The organism is Bacillus cereus group sp. BceL220 (genome assembly GCF_051776965.1).
GTDB lineage: Bacteria > Bacillota > Bacilli > Bacillales > Bacillaceae_G > Bacillus_A > Bacillus_A cereus.
In genome coordinates this window covers 99638-117627 of the sequence record NZ_JBPWBC010000001.1, presented here as the reverse complement: position 1 = coordinate 117627, position 17990 = coordinate 99638, and the positions used below count along the sequence as shown (strand labels likewise).

Here is a 17990-nt window from a genome sequence, read left to right as displayed (position 1 = left end):
GTTAATATCTAATATACGAAAAGTAGGTAGATAGAAGAAGTAAAAAGAAAGCTCCTGAAAAGGAGCTATAATAAATTTATTTTGAATTTATATTTACATTGATATCTATGCGTGCATTTGTTTCGGTGTTGGTACTTTCATTACTTTGTTGATTTGAATTTACATTTAGACTTATATTTTTTTCAATAATTTGATCGGTTGGTATATCAATTTTTTTATACTTTAAATAAACTTCAGACGAAAAATCGCATACATAGAATGTTTCTTCTGAAGTTGCACAAGTTTCATAAAGAACAGTTCGATCTTCATCAATAATATATGCATGGATAAGCTCGAGTTTGCTGAATTCCTCTGCATCTATAGTAGTTACGATATACTTACTCTGAGGTGTGTTTCTAGTCTTATAAAGGGATTTCATTAGAATTAGACTATATAATAAAACCAGTGGAATTATAATGAATAATGCCGACCAAGATTTATATGTTGTTACAATTAGTAATGAAGGTATGTACCAAAGTAGGCTAAGTATTATATTTACTAGGCCTATTCTCTTAACCAGAGTGTATTTTTCTGTAGGAATTGTTTTTCTACTGGCATAATAAACAGTGAACATAAACATTATGGTTGAAAGGATTACAAGGATACTTACCCAACCAGTCATAGCATTAACAGTAGATTTAGATAAGGAAATAAATTGCGAAATGGTAATCAATGGATAAAGATAAAAAGCAAAAAATATCAATAAGGCCTCCATTATAAATTTAAAATCATTTTGTTTTTCTCGTTCAGCTTTACTTATAAAAAGTTTATCAAATTCATTTGTAGTCCTATATTTAAGGACAAATTGATATATAACCACAAGAAAAGTAAGGGTAGCGGCTAATCCTCCTAACCCTTTGAGTACATTGGATATATCACTCATAAAAATCATAACTCCTTTTAATAATTTAATATAACGTTTACTGCTGTAAAGAATCAGTAATAAACGTGATACATTATTGGACAGTAACAAATTTCGTAAAGAACGCTTTACGTTTTGCTTTATTATATACGTATGGATCATTAAATTTCTTGACCCAAGATTTATCTTCAACTTTTAAATCCTCAATTTTAAATTCTAAGTGTGAATTTAATGATTTTCTATCTAAGTTGATATTGTATGTTTTTCCTTCAAATGGAAGAGTCATTTTTACAGCATTCAAATCTGGAAATTGTCTTAGTAATCTCGCAGGTTCGCTTACAAACATTTTTTCAATAGCATCCCCTGTTGAAAAATATTGTTTATATTGTTCTTCAGTAACGTTGCTATCTGGTTTTGCTGATTTATAAGATGCAAATGAATCATGGAATGTAATTTCAGCATCTTTATTATTAAGTTTCATATCCTTAATAAAATTTCCACCTCTAATGTTTTGGGCATAGGAAGTAAATTCTTTTTGTTTTTCTTCAGCTTTTTTTTGTTCCTCAGCCTCTTTTTGTTCTTTAGCTTTTTGTTTCTCTTCGGCTTTTAGCTTTTCTTCAGCTTCTTTTTGCTCTTTAGCTTTTTGTTTCTCTTCGGCTTTTAGCTTTTCTTCAGCTTCTTTTTTCTCTTTAGCTTTTTGTTCCTCTTGGGCTTTTAACTTTTCTTCAGCTTCTGTTTGTTCTTTAGCTTTTTGTTTCTCTTCGGCTTTTAGCTTTTCTTCAGCTTCTTTTTGCTCTTTAGCTTTTTGTTTCTCTTCAGCTTTTAGCTTTTCTTCAGCCTCTTTTTGCTCTTTATCCTTTTGCTTTTCTTCGGCTTTTAACTTTTCTTCAGCTTTTTGTTTAGCGAGAATTTCTTGTTTTTCCTGTGGTGTCATGTTCATGTTAACTACAATTAATGAAATAATAGATAAAATAAAAGCTATTCCTGTAAACTTAAAATATTTCTTAGTGTTTGGTTTCTTTTTTAAACGAAATACCAAAGATGTGATTAATAAAATAAACGTGGCCAGCATTGCTATTGCAAATAGAAATGAGAAAAATATTTTCATTTATGTAGCTCCTAACTTATAAAGTTGTATTTTAAATTCATATTAATAACTTTTTAAACGAGCAAAACTTTCTGGAATTCCATAGATCTCAGCTATTTCTTGAATTGATAGATTTGTATCTTGATATTCAGAAATCATTTCATCAGGTAATAAGAGTTCGACTGCAAATGTATTTGCTTCGATCTCTAATCGATCTACAGAAAAAAAGGTTTTATTTCGTAAAAATGGAGTATTAGCTTTTGGGTGTAATAGAGCATGTCCTAGTTCGTGAGCACAGACAAAGCGTTGTGTGGTTTCATCAATCCTATTATTAATATGAATGAATTTAAAGCGTTTATAAGTGTTGTAAAAACCAAGAGTATTCCCAAGGTCTTCAAACAACACTATAATATCTTTTCGTTTAGCAATTTCAAAGGGGTTTGTTGTGCCGTGTTTTTTTACGATTTTCATTACGTAGTCTTTAATTTTCATTTCTCGCTCCGTTCAATCTTTTTTATACTTGTTTGGAGTGAATTTTTGTTTTGCTAATTGTTTTGCCATGCGCATAGAGTTTTCTAGAGAAATGCGAATCATTTCTTTTGTATGTTCGTCTATTGGTTCTCCATCAAACATTAAAGCATCTTCGCTATTTTCTAAGTCTTTTAAAGTCTTTTCTAAGTCACGAGCGATATCACGAGTATCTTTTTTGTTTAAATCAGGAAGTGTATTAGACACTCTTGATTCATCTTCTCTTCCTAATAGATAATCTGTTGTTACTCCTAAAACATTCGCTAAATCTTTTAGCATTTCGTTTGAGGGAGTGCTATGACCATTCTCATAGTTACTAATGGTGCCTTTAGTGGTATTTACTTTATCGGCTAATCCTTGCTGAGTGAGCTTACGCGTTTTACGCATCTCTTTTAATCTTTGTCTCAACATTTTTAGCACCTCCCGTTAATAAAAAGTACAAAGATATTGTACCTTATAAAGATGGATTGTAAAACTTTGTACAAGAATCTTATACCTATAATAAAAGTACAAAATACTTATACAAGGAGCGAGACAGTGAACAAAAATATCAAATTAATTAGAGCTAGAAAAAAAGTAAGTTAACGCAACAAGATCTTGCAAAAAAAATGCAAGTTACAAAATCTACAATAAGTAATTGGGAAAATGGTTATAGTAATCCAAATCTTGAAAAGGCTATTAGATTAGCCACTATTCTTGGTAGTGATGTAAAGGATTTAATTTGATGTACAAGAGTACAAGAATCTTATACTTAATAGATGGAAAGCAGGTGAGAAAATGCCATCAACTAACATGGCAGTACCAACAGAACCGTCGCATAAACATATAAAAAGCACTTCAAGAGGTGACACCATGAGCCAACAAGAAGAATATGCGGCGACTTATGAATTTGGAAAAACGAAAGTCCATGTTGTGGCTCCTGAGCCAAAATCACAAAAGGATATTGATAAAATCCGTCAAGCATATTACAAGGCTGGTTGGGCCATCATCAAAGAAATACAAGTAAAAGAAAATGTTGAGGAATAGTTCCTCTCTTTTTATATGAAAAGTAGACAAGTTACATATGTACTAAGTTCATTGTAACCATTTGAAAACTAAATATGGAGGCGAACAGATATGGGAACAAGCATATACTGCAATTCAGCGATAGGAGAATTATTACAGAATGCCAGAGAATGTTGTGACAATGTTCAGCTGAAAACGAAGAAAGGTTTATCTAAGTACCTTGGTATTACACATGAAAGACTAACCCGTATTGAATCTGGACTTTCTAAACCAGAATTTGAACTTGCGATGGATTGGTGCCATGCAACAGGAGCAAAGTTAAATCAACAAGCGATTAAACATATTTATGGTGTTGGGTTACCACCTACAGATCCACGTTTAACTCAAGATGTAAATCTACAATTTATGAACTACATTAAACAAGCTGAAGAGGGAATTGCGGCAGCAAAGGAAATCATGAACTTACAAGTTACAACAAGATCATGGAAGCATGATGAAAAAAAGAAACATGAATACGCAGTTCATGCAAAAGAAATCTTCGATACAATCCAAGCTACTCAATGTGTAGTTCAAGCTCTTGAACAAGTTCATTTTGGCATTATGGAACAAATACAAAGAAGTTGGTTGCAAAAGGCTATGGCGGAGAACGTTATTATTCAATCGGTGGATAGCTTAATTAATTTAACAAAGGTGCTGTAAAGGAGGAAGGGAAATGACAGTAGATTATAAGAAACCTAGTTTAAGAGAATATAAGGAATTAATTCGCTATGATGCAAAACTAACTGGTGAAATTAAAATAGCAGAATTACTTAATGAGGATTCAAAAACAGTTGAGCTAAAACAAGAGAAGAAATTGTTGGGGATTCGAATCAAGATTATTGAAGCGTCATTTATTTTGAAACATAAATGGGCAAAAGAAAAAGCTACCGCCTAGACAACAGTAGCTGACAATATATTTTACAAAATAATTATATCATTATATTAATTTTTTGGACAACTTAATGAACTTATAGTTTCTTCCATTAAGTTTAATTTATACCGAAATAATAGATTTTTAATATTTTTATAAAAAATAGAAAAGTACTTTGCTTGTCATTATGACCAGAAAGGAGATGTAATTTATGAATGATAAAAACAATCGTCTTCATGATCTAGTTCTTCCTGGGGATGTCTCATTTGCGAATAAACTTCGTAACTGTATGAGTGAATGTATTCATAACATGTTTAATGCAGAATCAACCGAAGAATCAAATCACTGGGAAGAAGAGCTGGAGCGATGTATAAGGGAATTTAAAATGCTTCGTGATACAAAAGAGGAACATGAGGCAACGATGAATTATCGTGTAGTAATTAAAGATTTAAGAGCAAGAGGAGTTAACGCTTCGTTAGTAAAACGTAGAAAATAAAAAGATCTATCACTTGGCAGAGTGATAGACAAACGGTCTTGCAAAAGATCTTAGGATTAATTATATCAAATTAGTATTCGTATAACAACGGAGTGTGCTACATGCTTTTAGACAAATCGTTACATAGAGTGTTGCTGAACCCTAAAGTGTTTCAACAAGCAACATCAGAGCGACACCTAATTTACTTAATAAGACAATATCTCAAAATAGGATATAAGAATTATCGCTTATTACGTGTAGAGGACGGATTCGCGATATGTAAACGGGAGGATGAATAATATGGCAGTTTATAGACCAGTACACGTTTCATTTTGGCAGGATTCATTTGTGTTAGATCTTACACCGGAGGAGAAGTATTTCTACTTATATTTGATGACAAACAGTAAGACGTCTCAATCAGGAATCTATGAGCTTCCACTTCGTATTATTGAAACTGATACAGGATATAACCGTGAAACTGTTATGAAGCTATTAGAACGTTTTGCTGAATACGGAAAAATTAATTACAACCAAAAAACAAAAGAATTGTTCTTAATCAACTGGTTGAAATTCAATCCAATTAAAAATGTAAACATTGAAAAGTGTGTTTTAAAAGAAATTCAATCTGTAAAGGACCAGGATTTTTTAGTTGATTTCTATGAAACTTGCTTGCAATTAGAACGAGAACAAGATTTTAAAATCCCTCGTATTAAGGAGTATTTATCAGTCCGTTTGGAGGGGCTTATAAGGGGCTTCCAAGACCCTAGCAAGGAAGAAGAAGAAGAAAAAGAAAAAGAAAAAGAAAAAGAACAACAACAAGAAGAACGCGCAGGCGCGGAAGAAGTTGTTGAGGTTAATCCAATTTCTTTTTATGAGCAAAACTTCGGATTCATTACACCTTTTATTGCAGATGGTATTTATGCTTGGATAGATGATTTAAATGCAGAACTAGTTATTAAGGCTATGGAGATTGCTTTAGAGAAGAATACGAGAAACATGTCTTACGTAAATACGATTTTAAGAGATTGGCATCTTAAAGGCTTTAAAAAAGTAACTGATGTTGAGGCAGCTGATAAAGCATTTCGTGCTCAGAGATTAACAAAAGCGCAGCAACAGACAAAAGCACCTTATCAACAAAAAGGCTTATCAGAAACTACTAAAAACGTAATACAGCAGCAACAAGCATGGGAGCAGAACATTCCAACAGAAGAAGAACTTGCAGTACTTAATCAACAGAATGCGTGGTTGGCCAAATGAGTAATGATATGATTCGCAATGTTGAAGCTGAACAAAGTGTTTTAGGTAGCATAATCCAAGAAGGCGATTTAATTAAAGATTGTCAGCTAAAGGTAAAACAGTTTTCTTTACCAACGCATCAAGTGATTTTCAAGGCAATGAGAGAATTAGAGAATGATGAGGTTCCGATAGATCTTGTTGCTCTCATTGGAAAATTCGATGAAAGCTTTACGCATCAAATTGGCGGAATCGAATTCTTTGTAAACCTGACGGAAGTTGTAACAACAACTAAGAATTTCTCATATCACGAAGGTTTAGTGATTGAAGCTTGGAAGATGAGACATGCTCAAGAGGTTGCTGGTAATTTATATAACCGCCTTCAGCAAGATAGGGACATGAGTGCTATTAGTACATCAATTGATGAATTAAGCGCCATTGAAGAAACGGGTTACTCAGATGAATTTAACTTGAAAGATACGCTTGTTGATTTGTATAAGAACATGCAATTTGATGTAGGAGATTTAACTGGTATTCCAACTGGTTATGACGACTTGAATAGAATGACAGCAGGGTTACAAGAAGGCGATTTAATCATTGTCGGTGCCCGTCCTTCAATGGGGAAAACAGCATTTGTATTAAACGTCGCTTTTCATGCAGCAAGTGCTCATACAGCAACAGGAATCTTTTCGCTCGAGATGGGGGAGGAACAGCTACTTAAGAGGATGATTTCAAGTACTGGAAATATTGATGCTACGAAATTAAAGAATCCTAAGAAGCTATGTAATTTAAAGGATTGGGAAAAGATTAGTCAAGCGATGGGATTAATTAATGATTTGCCATTAGAAATTTACGATAAAGCAAATGTAACGATGCAAGAGATTTATGCAAAGGCTAGGGAATTAAAGCGTAAGTACCCTGATAAAAAGGTTTTAATTGCAATTGATTACTTGCAGCTTATTGTAGGGGATCCAAAGCATAGAGGGAACCGTATGCAAGAAATCGGTGAGATTAGTCGTAAGTTAAAACTGATGGCAAGAGAGCTAAATGTATGTGTAGTTGCATTATCACAGTTAAGTCGTGCTGTAGAAAGTAGGCAAGATAAGAGACCATTGCTATCAGATTTACGTGAGAATGGTCAAATTGAGCAAGATGCGGATTTAATAGCGTTCTTATACCGTGAAGATTACTATGACCGCGAGACAGAAAATAAAAACATAACGGAAATTATTTTAGCGAAGCAAAGGAACGGTCCAGTTGGTGTTGTTGAACTAGCATTCATTAAAGAATTTAGTAAGTTTGTAAATTTAGAGAGAAAGTTCAATCATCAACAGGAGGCTTAATCATGTTGTTACGTCAGGAAGTAGAACGTAGAAAACTAATAATCATTCGTAAATTATTGGGATTAGGATTAACTGAAATTAACGGGCAAACATTAGATCAACTAACGTTAACGCAGCTTGAAGGGATTCTAATAGCAAGTTTGCAGGTATTGGAGGGGAAAAAACAATGCCAAAGCAATTAACAATTTTTGACGTGGAGCCAGTTGTATCATTTGATCCTAAGAAAGCTCATATCCACCGTTTGAATTCAAAATTAAGGTATACAGATGTGTTTGTGCAAATACCACGCCAAGCCAAAGCAATTGATGAATTAAAACCAACTACAGCGCCTGATGAGCGGTATGAGTTATTTGAGGATTATACGATTGGGATTTGGCGTTATAAACGAGCGGAGGATAAACGATTTGTATGGGAAGAGGCAGAAAAAATGTGTGTAAGCAAGCAAGGGATGAAAAAAAGCCGATTCCAATACGTCTCCATTTGTCACTTGACCAAGCATTTGTTCCAGAAAATGTTGTGCAATATCTATAGACAAATAAAAAAAGCTGAGATCACTCTCAACTTACTTCGACAAAGTAATTATAACATATGGGAGTGATCTTGGTGGGAATTAGAAAAGAAAATCTTGTTGAAATGACAGCTGAAATAGATTTGAAAACAAACGGAATATATATTGTTAAAAATGGTCAGGTTCAGCTAATAGAACCACCTCAAAGTGGATTTGGTGAACAATCATTTGTATATCAAAGTGGAAAAGTAATTCGGATGGAAGAGCGGAAGACGAGATTACTTTAATACTATTTTAGAAAAGAAGATTTAAGAAAAAATCGAGATTTAAAGGGGGGGGGGCTTGGAGTGCTGATTTTATAAGTTTTTTATTTTCAAAAAAGTATGTTTTAATTTGCGAGGATGATATGACTGTGAAAAGGTCTATGCGAATTGATATGAGGTAGAGGGCATAATTGTTTATTTTGATTGTAAAGTAATTGAATTAGTGGGAGAGTATGGAAAAGCAAAACCCAGACAAAGTTTAACTATAATCTTTATCTGGGTTTTGTCTATGTATTTGATATTATAGAGGGTGAAAATGCTATTAGAGAAAAAAGTCAATTTGTAATGTTAATAACTTATACTACCAACTGTATAATCATTACTGTAATCTATACTTGCAGAAACCTTCTTCTTTTTGTCACCAGATATATAGCCAGATACCTCAAGCCTACTACGAGAGATATCTGTAGAAAATTCTGCTTTTGTCACTGTAATATCCCAATTTTTCTCCTTTTTAAAATACTCAATAGCGGCTTGTGATGCTTTTTCTTTCATTTCATTTTGTTCTTTTTCACTATAAGGGTGGGTAGCCTTATAAATTTGATATATAGTGCACGAACCTAAACCTAAAACAACCAATAATGTTATTAAAAGGATTTTTTTCATTTCTTACCACCTCTATTTTTCATTCGGTTTTGAAGCTTGGACATCCATGTTTAGGTGGCTAACTGAAATCACATAGGTTTCTTTTTTTCATAGAAAACTCCCCTCCATAGTAAAGAAATCAAGGTGAGTTCTTTTTACTGTCTGCTATAAGGGGAGTGTATCAAATCTAGCTCTCTTTTTTATGGTGAGGAAAGTTCTCTTACTTCGTAATCATTGGTGGAAGATACTACAACAGAAAAAGTTTTAGTTTTATCATTAGAAATATATCCGTTAACAAAAAGTTTTAATCCGCCCAATTCACTTGAAAATTCAGTATCTGTAATAGTAACATCAATATTTTTTTCTTTCTTAAAATATTCTATCGTAGCTTTGTTTGCTTTATTTTTAATTTCTTGCTTTTCTTGGGGAGTCATTGACATTAAAGGATTCGCTGTATGTATGAATTTTATAACTGCGCAAGAAGCCATACCGATAAGAATTACGCTGATAATTATTGTAATTTTTAGTGATTTTTTGATTGCAATTCACCTCCCACTATAATTATACTAATATTACCAAATGAATGGGATTAAGGAAAGAGGGAGAAAGGTTGACTACTACTATATCAGATTCAACTTATAATAAATTATCTGAGGCTGCATATCAAAAAGAAGATAAAATAGACATTGCCGGTTGGAAGCCAATACACCCAAAAGGCGCAAAATTGCATGACCCTGAAACAGGTTTCGATGCAGTTGTTTTTCAAAATGAAACAACTAAAGAAATTGTTGTTGCTTATAGAGGAACGGAAGGGAAAGAATCATTAGATAGATCGGTGCCTGATTTTTTAACTGATGCAAAATATATATTAATGGGTAAGAATCCGATACAAGACGGTGAGAAAATAAATCCGTATGATAAAAGTCAAGTAATAGCAGCTAACCAGTTTACACAATCAGTATCACTTTTAGAAATAGTAAAAAATGAATATCAGGGTGCGAAAATTTCAACTACAGGACATTCTTTAGGTGGTGCCAATGCCCAATTTGCTAGTGCAATATGTGGTGTACCTGCTGTTACTTACAGTGCCCCTGGTATTTATGATATGCTTCCAAAGGACATAAAGAAAAAAGTAGATGCAGGAGAATATAAAGGACAAATAACTAATTATATAAATCCGAAAGATTCGATTTCCGGTGGTGCTCTAAGAGAAGATAAAACACATATTGGTGATACCTATATGGTCAATTCTGATTTTAAAACAGCAAATAATGACTATGGGATGCATCAAATTGATAGGTTTTTAGATTCAATAGGAGCAAAGGATTATCATGGTCTAGGAAATTATCACTTTGATAGTTTCGGTAATATTAATAATTCCATGTTAGTTGACGTAAACACGGGTCACAAGTTATATAAGTCTCCCAGATATTCAATACAGCATGGTGAAATCAAGATAGTCATGGAATACTTAGAAGAATCGGCAAAAAAAATGCAACAAAGTGCGGAAGAATTTCAAAATCAGATACCACGAGTAGTTTCAGAAGTAATGCAGCATCTTAGTTCAACTAAGAGTCAACGTCTGGAGAGAAGGATTGAAGAGTTGTATCATTGCTTAGATCAAACCAGTAGAGTATATGCGACAAAAGCCGGGGAAGTATCAGCTTTTATAAAGAGAAAAGCCGATGAATATAAGGAAGCAGATGAAAATTTTCAAGGATTTGAGTGGTTAAAAAAATGAGACAAATGTATTTTAATGAGGAACATATAGAAGCAGCATTAGGGCGTTTAACAAATTTGATTATAGATATAAACAAAAATCAAGAGAGAGTAAATGATATTTATAATCTTATACAAGCAGGTTGGTCGCAAAATGGAGCTGGAAAGAAAGCGATTGAGGATTTGGAGTATTTACGAAAAGAACTAAATCACTCTGTGAATGAAATTGAAACAAAGAAACAGAGGTTGAGAGATGATTGGGAACTTATTAAAGCAGTAGACAGGAGCTATAAATAAGTATATGAAGATGCTCAGAGCCGATAGGCTCTATAGTTTTGCTTTAAAATGAAATTTTTATAGAAATTTCATTTTGTCATAAATAAAAAGGCGGTTGTTTCCACAACCACCTTTTAGTAAAATAAAGTACTTTTTCAGAAAAAATATTGAAACAATTCAAATCCGCATTCCTAAAAACAATTCTTACTATCCCTTAATTACAAGCAATGCCGTCTCCATTTCTATCCAAACGATGGTCTCCAAATCCAGCTGCCTTTGATTTCTTCATAAATTCAGTTGCTTCAGAAGCATTCCTAAAATCGGGACAATCCCTATCTTCTTTAAAATTGTAATTTGGAGTAGATGAGTGTTTCTCTTTTTTGCTGTTCTTAGATTTGTCTTCTTCCGCTTTTCTTTTTGCAGATTCTTCCTTCGCTTCATCTTGAGCTTTCTTCGCATCTTCTTCCATTTTTTTTATGTACTGGTTACCTTCAATTTCTCTTTGTTTTTCTTCTAACTCTGTTTTTTCCATTTGAGCAATGTGTCGCTGGTAAACACAGGGGCCAATAGACCAAATTGCCAATAAAATTAGTATTATTAGTATAAGGATTCCTTTCGTATATCTTTTTTCTTTTTTCTTTCTATAATAGCACCATAATATTACGAGAATGATTGCAAGAAATAGTAGGAGGTTCCAAATTGAACTCACGATGCATTCTAATATAAGAATAAATGCATAAACGCAGCCCACTATAAGCAATAATTTTAGTACTTTTATAAAATCCTTAAATTCCTTTTCTTTCATTTTGTTCCCGCATTAATAATTTAATCAATTAGTACTAATCAATTTTATTTGTAAGCATTCGATAAGTAAATCAGAAAAATATCCCATAAAAAGTAATAATATGGAATGTTAATGTGGTTTGCAAGTTATTAAATAAACTCCTTTAAAAAGTTAAAAATAAATAAGAAAATGATATAATAATAGCAATTAAATATTTAGTCCTACTGGAAGAACCAGCGGACACTGAACTACAAAGAGCATTAGGGATATTGCTCTGTAGTTTGGTGTCCGCTTTTTGTATGTTATTAGCCAAATAGACAAGGAGCGTATATATATGAATCAATTAACTTTCTTATCTAAAATTGATCGCACAGCAACACAGGAGAAATTAGAGGGTCTTCTTGAAGAAGTGCGTATTTACAAACAGTTCGGAATGGTTCGAGAAGAAATGAAAGTCACTCCTTCATATGAAGTGAGATATCATGGCCCTACAAATACAGTGGGAAATCCATTAGAAGATGTAGCGTTAGAAAATATAAAGCGTAGTGAACGTGAACAATATCTTAAAAATATGTCATTCTGCATTGATCAGTTTTTAAATCGTTTAGGTAATGAGCGTGCGGGAAAGATTCAGAGGGATATCATTAATAAGCGTTATTTAGAAGAAGAAGACATATGTGATTATATGATTTATAACGAAATTGGAATGGCTGAACGTACGTATCGCCGTTGGAAGTCTAGAGCGTTTTATAATTTAGCTTTTGCTCTTAGATTAGAAGTATATGAGGCAGAAGAAACTGGAGGTAATGAATAATGAATTTTGTTCAACCTATTCGCAATCCAGAGCAGATACAAGAAATTAAGGAATACCTGAAAGAAAAGAATGAACGAAATTACATCTTGTTTGTTATGGGAATTAATACAGGCCTACGTATAAGTGACATTCTAAAATTGAGGGTTGGAGATTTAAAGGGAAGTCATATTTCCATGCGTGAAATGAAAACAGGTAAACAGAAACGTATCCAAATTACTGCAGCTTTGAGAAGAGAGTTGAAATGGTACAGTGAAGATATGGAAGAGAATGAATATCTAATTAAGAGTAGACAAGGGAAGAATCGACCGATAGGAAGAAGTATGGCATATAAAATACTTAGTACCATAGCAGCAGAATTTGGATTAGACGAGATTGGAACGCATACACTACGTAAGACATTTGGATATCATATGTATATGCAGACAAAGAATATAGCCTTGCTAATGGAGATATTCAATCATTCAAGCGAGCGGGTAACATTACGATATATAGGAGTAAACCAGGATGCAATGGATAAAGCAATGACTAGATTTAAAATCTAATTATTGCTTTATCCTTTTTTATTTGATGTTTATTGAGTTAAGCATTTGGAATATTATTAAACATAAAAAAGCATTCCATAGTTATTTTTTAAAATACAGTTTGTTATACATTTTAATTTGTTAAATCTCAATATATAATTTAAAGGATTTTAAAATTTTTGATTTTTAATTATCTATTTATTTTATGAATGAAATTAGATAAGCAATTTCTTGAAATAAAGTAGCATATTACTAAAAATAATCTATCTCTTCAGTTTTTTGTGGAACAAAATTATATTTAGGATGTGAAGTTATTCATAAATTTTCTATTGTGTAACTCAAAAGAAAAAGTCCTATAAAGTTATAAATATCAAGGGCTGTAGCGTTTGGCTTAGTTACACAAAATATAAGATATGGATAACTTAGGAAGTGGTTATATGGTAAAATTACTATATTGAATATTATGTTTTATTTAGTTAGTTTTTGGGAGAGTGGTATTTATATGGGCGAAGAAATATTGAATTATATTACTAAAATTGGACCAATGTGGGGGTTTATTGGAGCGATTATAGCGTTAGGAGTTAATACATATGTTACCAACAAGGGAAAAAAGGCTCTCAGTTAAGAGAACCTTTTTATCTATCTTCAACGCCATTCTATATCATTTGAATCAAAGTAGCAGCAGGTACCCTAATTCCTTCTAATTGATTATTTTTAGATACAAGCCAATTGTTTTCATCCAATAGGATTGGATTTACATCATCTGAAGGTGGATTATTTTCATAATTTAGATTTTCGTTATTCCCCACATACTGAATTCATAATGATATTCCGTTCTTTCGATACATACGCCGAATTCTAAATCATCACCAACTAATACAAAATCCGCATACCCAGTTAGAAATCTTGATATGGTTGATAACTCTTCTAGATTATCAAATACTTCAGCAATGTTTAGCTTAACTGCTTCAATTTTACCACCTTTAGAGAAAAAGAGTCTCCCTTGATTAACTGGAAATTTAATATTTTTAGCTGTTTCTTTTAACAGCGCTATTGATAGTCTTCCGTTTTCTTCATAATCAGTGCTACCAAAATTTTTTATGTTTGAATTTTGTTCTAGCGTATTAAATAATTCTTTACAAAATAAATCATTAGATTCTGCATCCATAAATGAGTCCATAGAAATCGTAACAATATTAGAAAGTTCGTCTATTAGTTCTTTTCTACTAGCGTTTCTTTTTGCTTTCATTTTTAGAATTTCGATTCGGCTTTTATTCATATTACTCAAAATCTTTCACACCTTTAGTTTCTTATTTTTTTCCTTTTTTCTTGTATCCTTCAAAATCTTCCGGATAATGTCCAGGGTGTTGGTTATATCTTCCTTTTTCCAGCGGGCTTCCTTTTTCATCATCTGCAGTATGGAAATGGGAACCCCTTCCCATTTTATCTTCTCTATGCTCAATTATATATACTTTTTCATTCTTAATATTAGAATATTCTTCTACCCACCTATGTTCACTAGTTCCATCAAAGATTTGAGTAGGTTTTTGGCGTGGAGTAGAGTTTGGGATTCCAGCGTTACGTCTAGCTTTACGATATGCGCCATTACTGGTTAATAATTTGTCCTGTCTCTCAAGATGAGCTTTATAATTTTCAGTAGCTCTAGCAGTTTTAGCGGCTTTAGTAGCTTGAGCTGCATCTGCAGTCATTTTTACACCTTTTCCAACTTTAGCGAGTTTTCCAAATGGTGTAATACCAGCTACGGCCATTCCGCCTGCAAAAATTCTATCCCAGGTTGACAGTTTTTCTCCAGTAGAAGGGTCAACTCCATCCCAAACTCTTTTAATATCATACTCACCAGTTAATTCACCAGCAATATCTCGAGCTAGTTTGCCGCTATCAAATCCTTTTTCTTCAGAAGAAGGTTTACCACACATTGCGCCTTCTTCCAACGTAACATCTTGATCATCCGCATTACGGAATTTTTCAGCAATTCGTTTTAAATCTTCTTCCACTTGTATAATTGAATTGATAGATGTAAAAGCTCTTGGTCTCGCATCATTGAACATTTGAATGAACTGTTGATTAGAGGCACCAATCCATTGAAAACACAATTGATCTATTTCATTACATAAATTATTATGTATAGATTCTAATACGATTCGGGTATTACTTGCACGATTAGCAACTTCTTCTAGCATTTCAGGTGTTACTTTGATTTGAACCATTTTTTTCCTCCCTCCTCCAATTAAAATTATGAGACAAAAAGAAAAAAATGTAAATACAGAAACTTTAGATTAATATAATAATATTCGCGTGAAATAGAATCTACATAATTGTAAATGATGCCTATATATGTTAAATATTTTCTTACAAAAGAATAGTTTTATTAACAAAAATTATTATCTGGTTCTATATGCAGATGATTATATATTGATTTTCATCTTTATAAATGTTAGGGTAAATATACACCGTTTCTTATTTATCTATGAGTACTGTCTGTAGAACGAATAGAATAATTTGAAAAAATCCCCTTTTGCACCTATATGCAGAAGGGGATTTTAATATTTATGAGATTTAAAATTTACTTTTAGATAATGCTTTAAGTACTGGCTTTACAATTAAACCCATTAAACGAAAGCCTTTAAATATAGAGCGTACAACTTTCATGAAGATGCCCCCTGAAAGAAATTATATATTAAGTATGTACTATTTCTTTTCTTTAACTTCGTATTTAACTTCAATGAAATTTAATATTTTACCTTTTGAATCATCATTTTCAAATTTGGTGTTATATAAGTCTACTCTAGTACAACTTCTTTATAGCTTTCATATACATGTCTGACCCTTTATTTATTAAGCTAAAACCATCATTAACCTCAGATTTATTCATATTATCTAGGTAAACGTATACGTCTTCTATCCCGTCACGCATAATTTTCAACGAACGTAAAATAAGTTCATGAATATCTTTTTGCCCATCACCAGGTGATAGAGCATTGAATTTGTTTGTTACATTTGATACATTAGCTAATGCGTCTCTGAAACGCTGTTTTGATGTACTTAGCGTACTATCTTCATTAATTATCTTAGACATTTCACCCATAGAGGTTTCTAACTCTTTAGTTAAATCCATAACTTCAGTCTTATAAGCTTTTGCTGCTGGGCTTTCTTTAGCAGTTTCTTGTTTGTCTGATGCATCTAGAGATGTACTATCTTTTAAATGGTCTTTAGATACCTCACAACCTCCACCCACAAGCATGAGTGCAAGTGCGAGATATACTAGTTTCGTTGCTTTCATTTTAGTGTATTCTCCTTGTGATATTATTTGTTTCTCTAGTTAGGGCTTTCTTCATTACTTAAGCCAACTCATGTAAGGTGTCTACTTTTGATAATGTCAATTCAACACCTTCACGCATAGTCTCCATTTTATGGATTACTATTACCTAAAGCGATAACCGCAGAAATATATTCTTCATTTAATCCTTTTCGAATTATAGCCATACATGTCCCAGACTCATCACCTAAGAATGCTGTTTCAGGAACGCTATTTTTCAATATTTCACTAGTGAATGTAATGATTTCTCTTTCTGGATCTTGAGCATCTGTATAACGCTCTTTCTCTATAGCATCGACTGGAAGTATATTTTTCACTTCTGTCATGACATCGGATAATGAACGGCTTTGTTTTCCTGATTGGGAAAATTGAAGGGTGATATTATTTGCTCTACCTTCTAAAAACATTGCTATAATATAATCGTTTGCAAATCTAGCGATTGAAGTGGACCCTTTATTTGAACCGTATTCTTTTACAAAGTTTTCTTCTGTATCACCCAGACCAGCTTTAACAGAAATTTTATTTGATTGTGTGGCTGGTAATTGTTTTTCCTTATCTGGTGTATCTTCTTTCTTTTCTTTTTGTTGTTTCTCTTTTTCTTCAGCTTCGGCTTCGGCTTTTTCTTTAGCTTCTTTTTCAGCTTTCTGTTGTGCTTCTTCCTGTTTGTGTTTTTCTTCAGTAGCCTTTTTCTCTAGTTTAGCTTTTTCTTGTTCTTCTTTTTCCTGTGCTTTTTTCTCTTGTTCTTTAGCTTTCTTTTCCTTTTCAATTTTTTCTTTTTCTTGGTTTTCTTTTAATACTTTTTCTTCAGCTCTTTTTTTATCAATTGCAACTCGTTCTTCTGGAGTTATCGACTTGCTAGCAAACACGCTTGCTAAAATAAACGAAATGAATAATATCGGCAAGAAAATTAATATAACTCGACCTCTTGTTTTTGTGTTGCCAAAACGAACGACCTTTCCTGGTTTGATCAGACCTATAATTAGTGCAATTACCGATAGTATTGACACTAATAAAAACAAAAACATTAATGCAGTAAACAAATAAAAACCTCCTTATATATGTAAATCAAAATATAATTATAACAGGAATAAATGGTTGAGTTACATAAGTATTGTAAAAAATCTAATGTATACTTTCTTAAACTCGCATAAATCCACATTCAAAAAACTTGTCCATACAATCCCTTTGGATGAGTTATTGTATTAATGAAGAGTATGATAGACATGTATGGAAATGAAAATAAATTTACAGTCTGCGAAATGGACATATAATAGAAGAAAAAAGAAATATTTATATTGTTATCACCCTGTTGGCGTCAACCTCATGCGCCTAATGGCCACAAAAAATATCTATTTCGTCCCATTCGGTCAAGATGCGCCAGAGAAAAAACCGAACTCAATGGTAGCTCGTATGGAGTTACTGGAAGATACAGTATTAGAAGCGCTGCAAGGAAAGCAATTGCAACCGGTGGTCGTAGAAAAATTCAGATATATGAATTAAAAAACGAAAAAAAACGGACAATTTTTGATGAAACCATCATTCTTACTGTAGAATATGATAAAATTAACGTTATTAAGATCAGAAGGGGTATTGTATACTCCTTCTGATTCTAAGTTATAGAAGGATTGGTATCTAGAAAGG

23 protein-coding genes and 4 pseudogenes are annotated in these 17990 nt (G+C 32.6%); 15 read left to right on the top strand and 12 right to left on the bottom strand.

Annotated features, from left to right (window positions below; genetic code table 11):
• Positions 1–76: 76 nt before the first annotated feature.
• From ACS2FK_RS00580 to ACS2FK_RS00565, 4 genes are all read right to left on the bottom strand, one after another.
• Positions 77–922, bottom strand: a complete 846-nt coding sequence (locus ACS2FK_RS00580) for a hypothetical protein (RefSeq protein ID WP_063548467.1) — start codon at positions 920–922, stop codon at positions 77–79.
• Between the two features lie 73 nt (positions 923–995).
• Positions 996–2009 (bottom strand): hypothetical protein, encoded by a 1014-nt coding sequence (locus tag ACS2FK_RS00575; RefSeq protein ID WP_063548465.1) that lies wholly within the window; start codon positions 2007–2009, stop codon positions 996–998.
• A 42-nt stretch (positions 2010–2051) separates the two neighbouring features.
• Complete coding sequence (locus ACS2FK_RS00570) at positions 2052–2480, bottom strand: ImmA/IrrE family metallo-endopeptidase (protein WP_063548463.1); 429 nt, start codon at positions 2478–2480, stop codon at positions 2052–2054.
• A 12-nt stretch (positions 2481–2492) separates the two neighbouring features.
• On the bottom strand, positions 2493–2927 hold the full coding sequence (locus ACS2FK_RS00565) for a helix-turn-helix domain-containing protein (RefSeq protein WP_063548461.1): 435 nt from the start codon (positions 2925–2927) through the stop codon (positions 2493–2495).
• 126 nt (positions 2928–3053) lie between these two features.
• Here ACS2FK_RS00565 and ACS2FK_RS00560 point away from each other — a divergent pair.
• From ACS2FK_RS00560 to ACS2FK_RS00515, 10 genes and pseudogenes are all read left to right on the top strand, one after another.
• Positions 3054–3241, top strand: a pseudogene (locus tag ACS2FK_RS00560) (helix-turn-helix transcriptional regulator).
• Between the two features lie 52 nt (positions 3242–3293).
• Positions 3294–3542 carry a hypothetical protein gene (locus ACS2FK_RS00555; protein ID WP_002082295.1) on the top strand — a complete coding sequence of 83 codons (249 nt, stop codon included), beginning with the start codon at positions 3294–3296 and terminating at the stop codon, positions 3540–3542.
• Between the two features lie 90 nt (positions 3543–3632).
• Positions 3633–4220, top strand: a complete 588-nt coding sequence (locus ACS2FK_RS00550; RefSeq protein ID WP_063548459.1) for a hypothetical protein — start codon at positions 3633–3635, stop codon at positions 4218–4220.
• Between the two features lie 13 nt (positions 4221–4233).
• Entirely contained in the window at positions 4234–4455 is a 222-nt protein-coding gene (locus ACS2FK_RS00545) for a hypothetical protein (protein WP_000215315.1), read from the top strand.
• A 187-nt stretch (positions 4456–4642) separates the two neighbouring features.
• A complete protein-coding gene (locus ACS2FK_RS00540) occupies positions 4643–4927 on the top strand; it encodes a hypothetical protein (protein ID WP_063548457.1) in 285 nt (94 codons plus the stop codon).
• 279 nt (positions 4928–5206) lie between these two features.
• A complete protein-coding gene (locus tag ACS2FK_RS00535; protein WP_063548455.1) occupies positions 5207–6163 on the top strand; it encodes a DnaD domain-containing protein in 957 nt (318 codons plus the stop codon).
• Positions 6160–7482, top strand: coding sequence for a replicative DNA helicase (gene dnaB / locus ACS2FK_RS00530; RefSeq protein WP_063548453.1), 1323 nt, complete (start codon positions 6160–6162; stop codon positions 7480–7482). Before ACS2FK_RS00535 ends, dnaB begins: the two co-directional genes overlap by 4 nt.
• A gap of 2 nt (positions 7483–7484) precedes the next feature.
• Positions 7485–7674, top strand: a pseudogene (locus ACS2FK_RS00525) (hypothetical protein).
• A pseudogene (locus ACS2FK_RS00520) lies at positions 7649–8013 on the top strand (cell division protein SepF). Before ACS2FK_RS00525 ends, ACS2FK_RS00520 begins: the two co-directional pseudogenes overlap by 26 nt.
• A gap of 72 nt (positions 8014–8085) precedes the next feature.
• Positions 8086–8277 carry a DUF3954 domain-containing protein gene (locus ACS2FK_RS00515; protein WP_063548449.1) on the top strand — a complete coding sequence of 64 codons (192 nt, stop codon included), beginning with the start codon at positions 8086–8088 and terminating at the stop codon, positions 8275–8277.
• A 324-nt stretch (positions 8278–8601) separates the two neighbouring features.
• Here the strand turns inward: ACS2FK_RS00515 and ACS2FK_RS00510 are convergent, their stop codons facing one another.
• Positions 8602–8919, bottom strand: coding sequence for a hypothetical protein (locus ACS2FK_RS00510; RefSeq protein WP_063548447.1), 318 nt, complete (start codon positions 8917–8919; stop codon positions 8602–8604).
• 179 nt (positions 8920–9098) lie between these two features.
• Positions 9099–9386, bottom strand: coding sequence for a hypothetical protein (locus ACS2FK_RS00505; protein ID WP_080469867.1), 288 nt, complete (start codon positions 9384–9386; stop codon positions 9099–9101).
• A gap of 122 nt (positions 9387–9508) precedes the next feature.
• Here ACS2FK_RS00505 and ACS2FK_RS00500 point away from each other — a divergent pair, with 122 nt between their 5' ends.
• Positions 9509–10639 carry a lipase family protein gene (locus ACS2FK_RS00500; protein ID WP_063548443.1) on the top strand — a complete coding sequence of 377 codons (1131 nt, stop codon included), beginning with the start codon at positions 9509–9511 and terminating at the stop codon, positions 10637–10639.
• A complete protein-coding gene (locus tag ACS2FK_RS00495; protein ID WP_002161963.1) occupies positions 10636–10914 on the top strand; it encodes a hypothetical protein in 279 nt (92 codons plus the stop codon). The genes ACS2FK_RS00500 and ACS2FK_RS00495 overlap by 4 nt, the downstream gene beginning before the upstream one ends.
• Before the next feature lie 193 nt (positions 10915–11107).
• On the opposite strand, the gene ACS2FK_RS00490 is transcribed toward ACS2FK_RS00495, so the two are convergent.
• Positions 11108–11698, bottom strand: coding sequence for an excalibur calcium-binding domain-containing protein (locus ACS2FK_RS00490; RefSeq protein WP_230387336.1), 591 nt, complete (start codon positions 11696–11698; stop codon positions 11108–11110).
• Positions 11699–12011: 313 nt separating this feature from the next.
• Between ACS2FK_RS00490 and ACS2FK_RS00485 the strand changes: the two genes are divergently transcribed.
• The gene (locus ACS2FK_RS00485; RefSeq protein ID WP_063548441.1) at positions 12012–12491 is read left to right on the top strand and encodes an ArpU family phage packaging/lysis transcriptional regulator; all 480 of its coding nucleotides are present in this window, start codon (positions 12012–12014) and stop codon (positions 12489–12491) included.
• The gene (locus tag ACS2FK_RS00480; protein WP_063548439.1) at positions 12491–13033 is read left to right on the top strand and encodes a site-specific integrase; all 543 of its coding nucleotides are present in this window, start codon (positions 12491–12493) and stop codon (positions 13031–13033) included. Before ACS2FK_RS00485 ends, ACS2FK_RS00480 begins: the two co-directional genes overlap by 1 nt.
• A gap of 635 nt (positions 13034–13668) precedes the next feature.
• Here the strand turns inward: ACS2FK_RS00480 and ACS2FK_RS00475 are convergent.
• From ACS2FK_RS00475 to ACS2FK_RS00455, 5 genes are all read right to left on the bottom strand, one after another.
• A complete protein-coding gene (locus ACS2FK_RS00475) occupies positions 13669–13821 on the bottom strand; it encodes a hypothetical protein (RefSeq protein ID WP_176543943.1) in 153 nt (50 codons plus the stop codon).
• Positions 13800–14300 (bottom strand): YxiF family protein, encoded by a 501-nt coding sequence (locus tag ACS2FK_RS00470; protein ID WP_000069067.1) that lies wholly within the window; start codon positions 14298–14300, stop codon positions 13800–13802. The genes ACS2FK_RS00475 and ACS2FK_RS00470 overlap by 22 nt, the downstream gene beginning before the upstream one ends.
• Positions 14301–14322: 22 nt before the next feature.
• Complete coding sequence (locus ACS2FK_RS00465; RefSeq protein WP_063548437.1) at positions 14323–15240, bottom strand: WXG100 family type VII secretion target; 918 nt, start codon at positions 15238–15240, stop codon at positions 14323–14325.
• A 578-nt stretch (positions 15241–15818) separates the two neighbouring features.
• Positions 15819–16313, bottom strand: coding sequence for a hypothetical protein (locus tag ACS2FK_RS00460; protein WP_063548435.1), 495 nt, complete (start codon positions 16311–16313; stop codon positions 15819–15821).
• Positions 16314–16441: 128 nt separating this feature from the next.
• Positions 16442–17389, bottom strand: a complete 948-nt coding sequence (locus tag ACS2FK_RS00455; protein ID WP_080469865.1) for an NADH dehydrogenase — start codon at positions 17387–17389, stop codon at positions 16442–16444.
• Positions 17390–17660: 271 nt separating this feature from the next.
• Here ACS2FK_RS00455 and spoVFB point away from each other — a divergent pair.
• Positions 17661–17849 (top strand): annotated as a pseudogene (gene spoVFB / locus ACS2FK_RS00450) (dipicolinate synthase subunit B); the annotation flags it as partial.
• Positions 17850–17990: the final 141 nt, after the last annotated feature.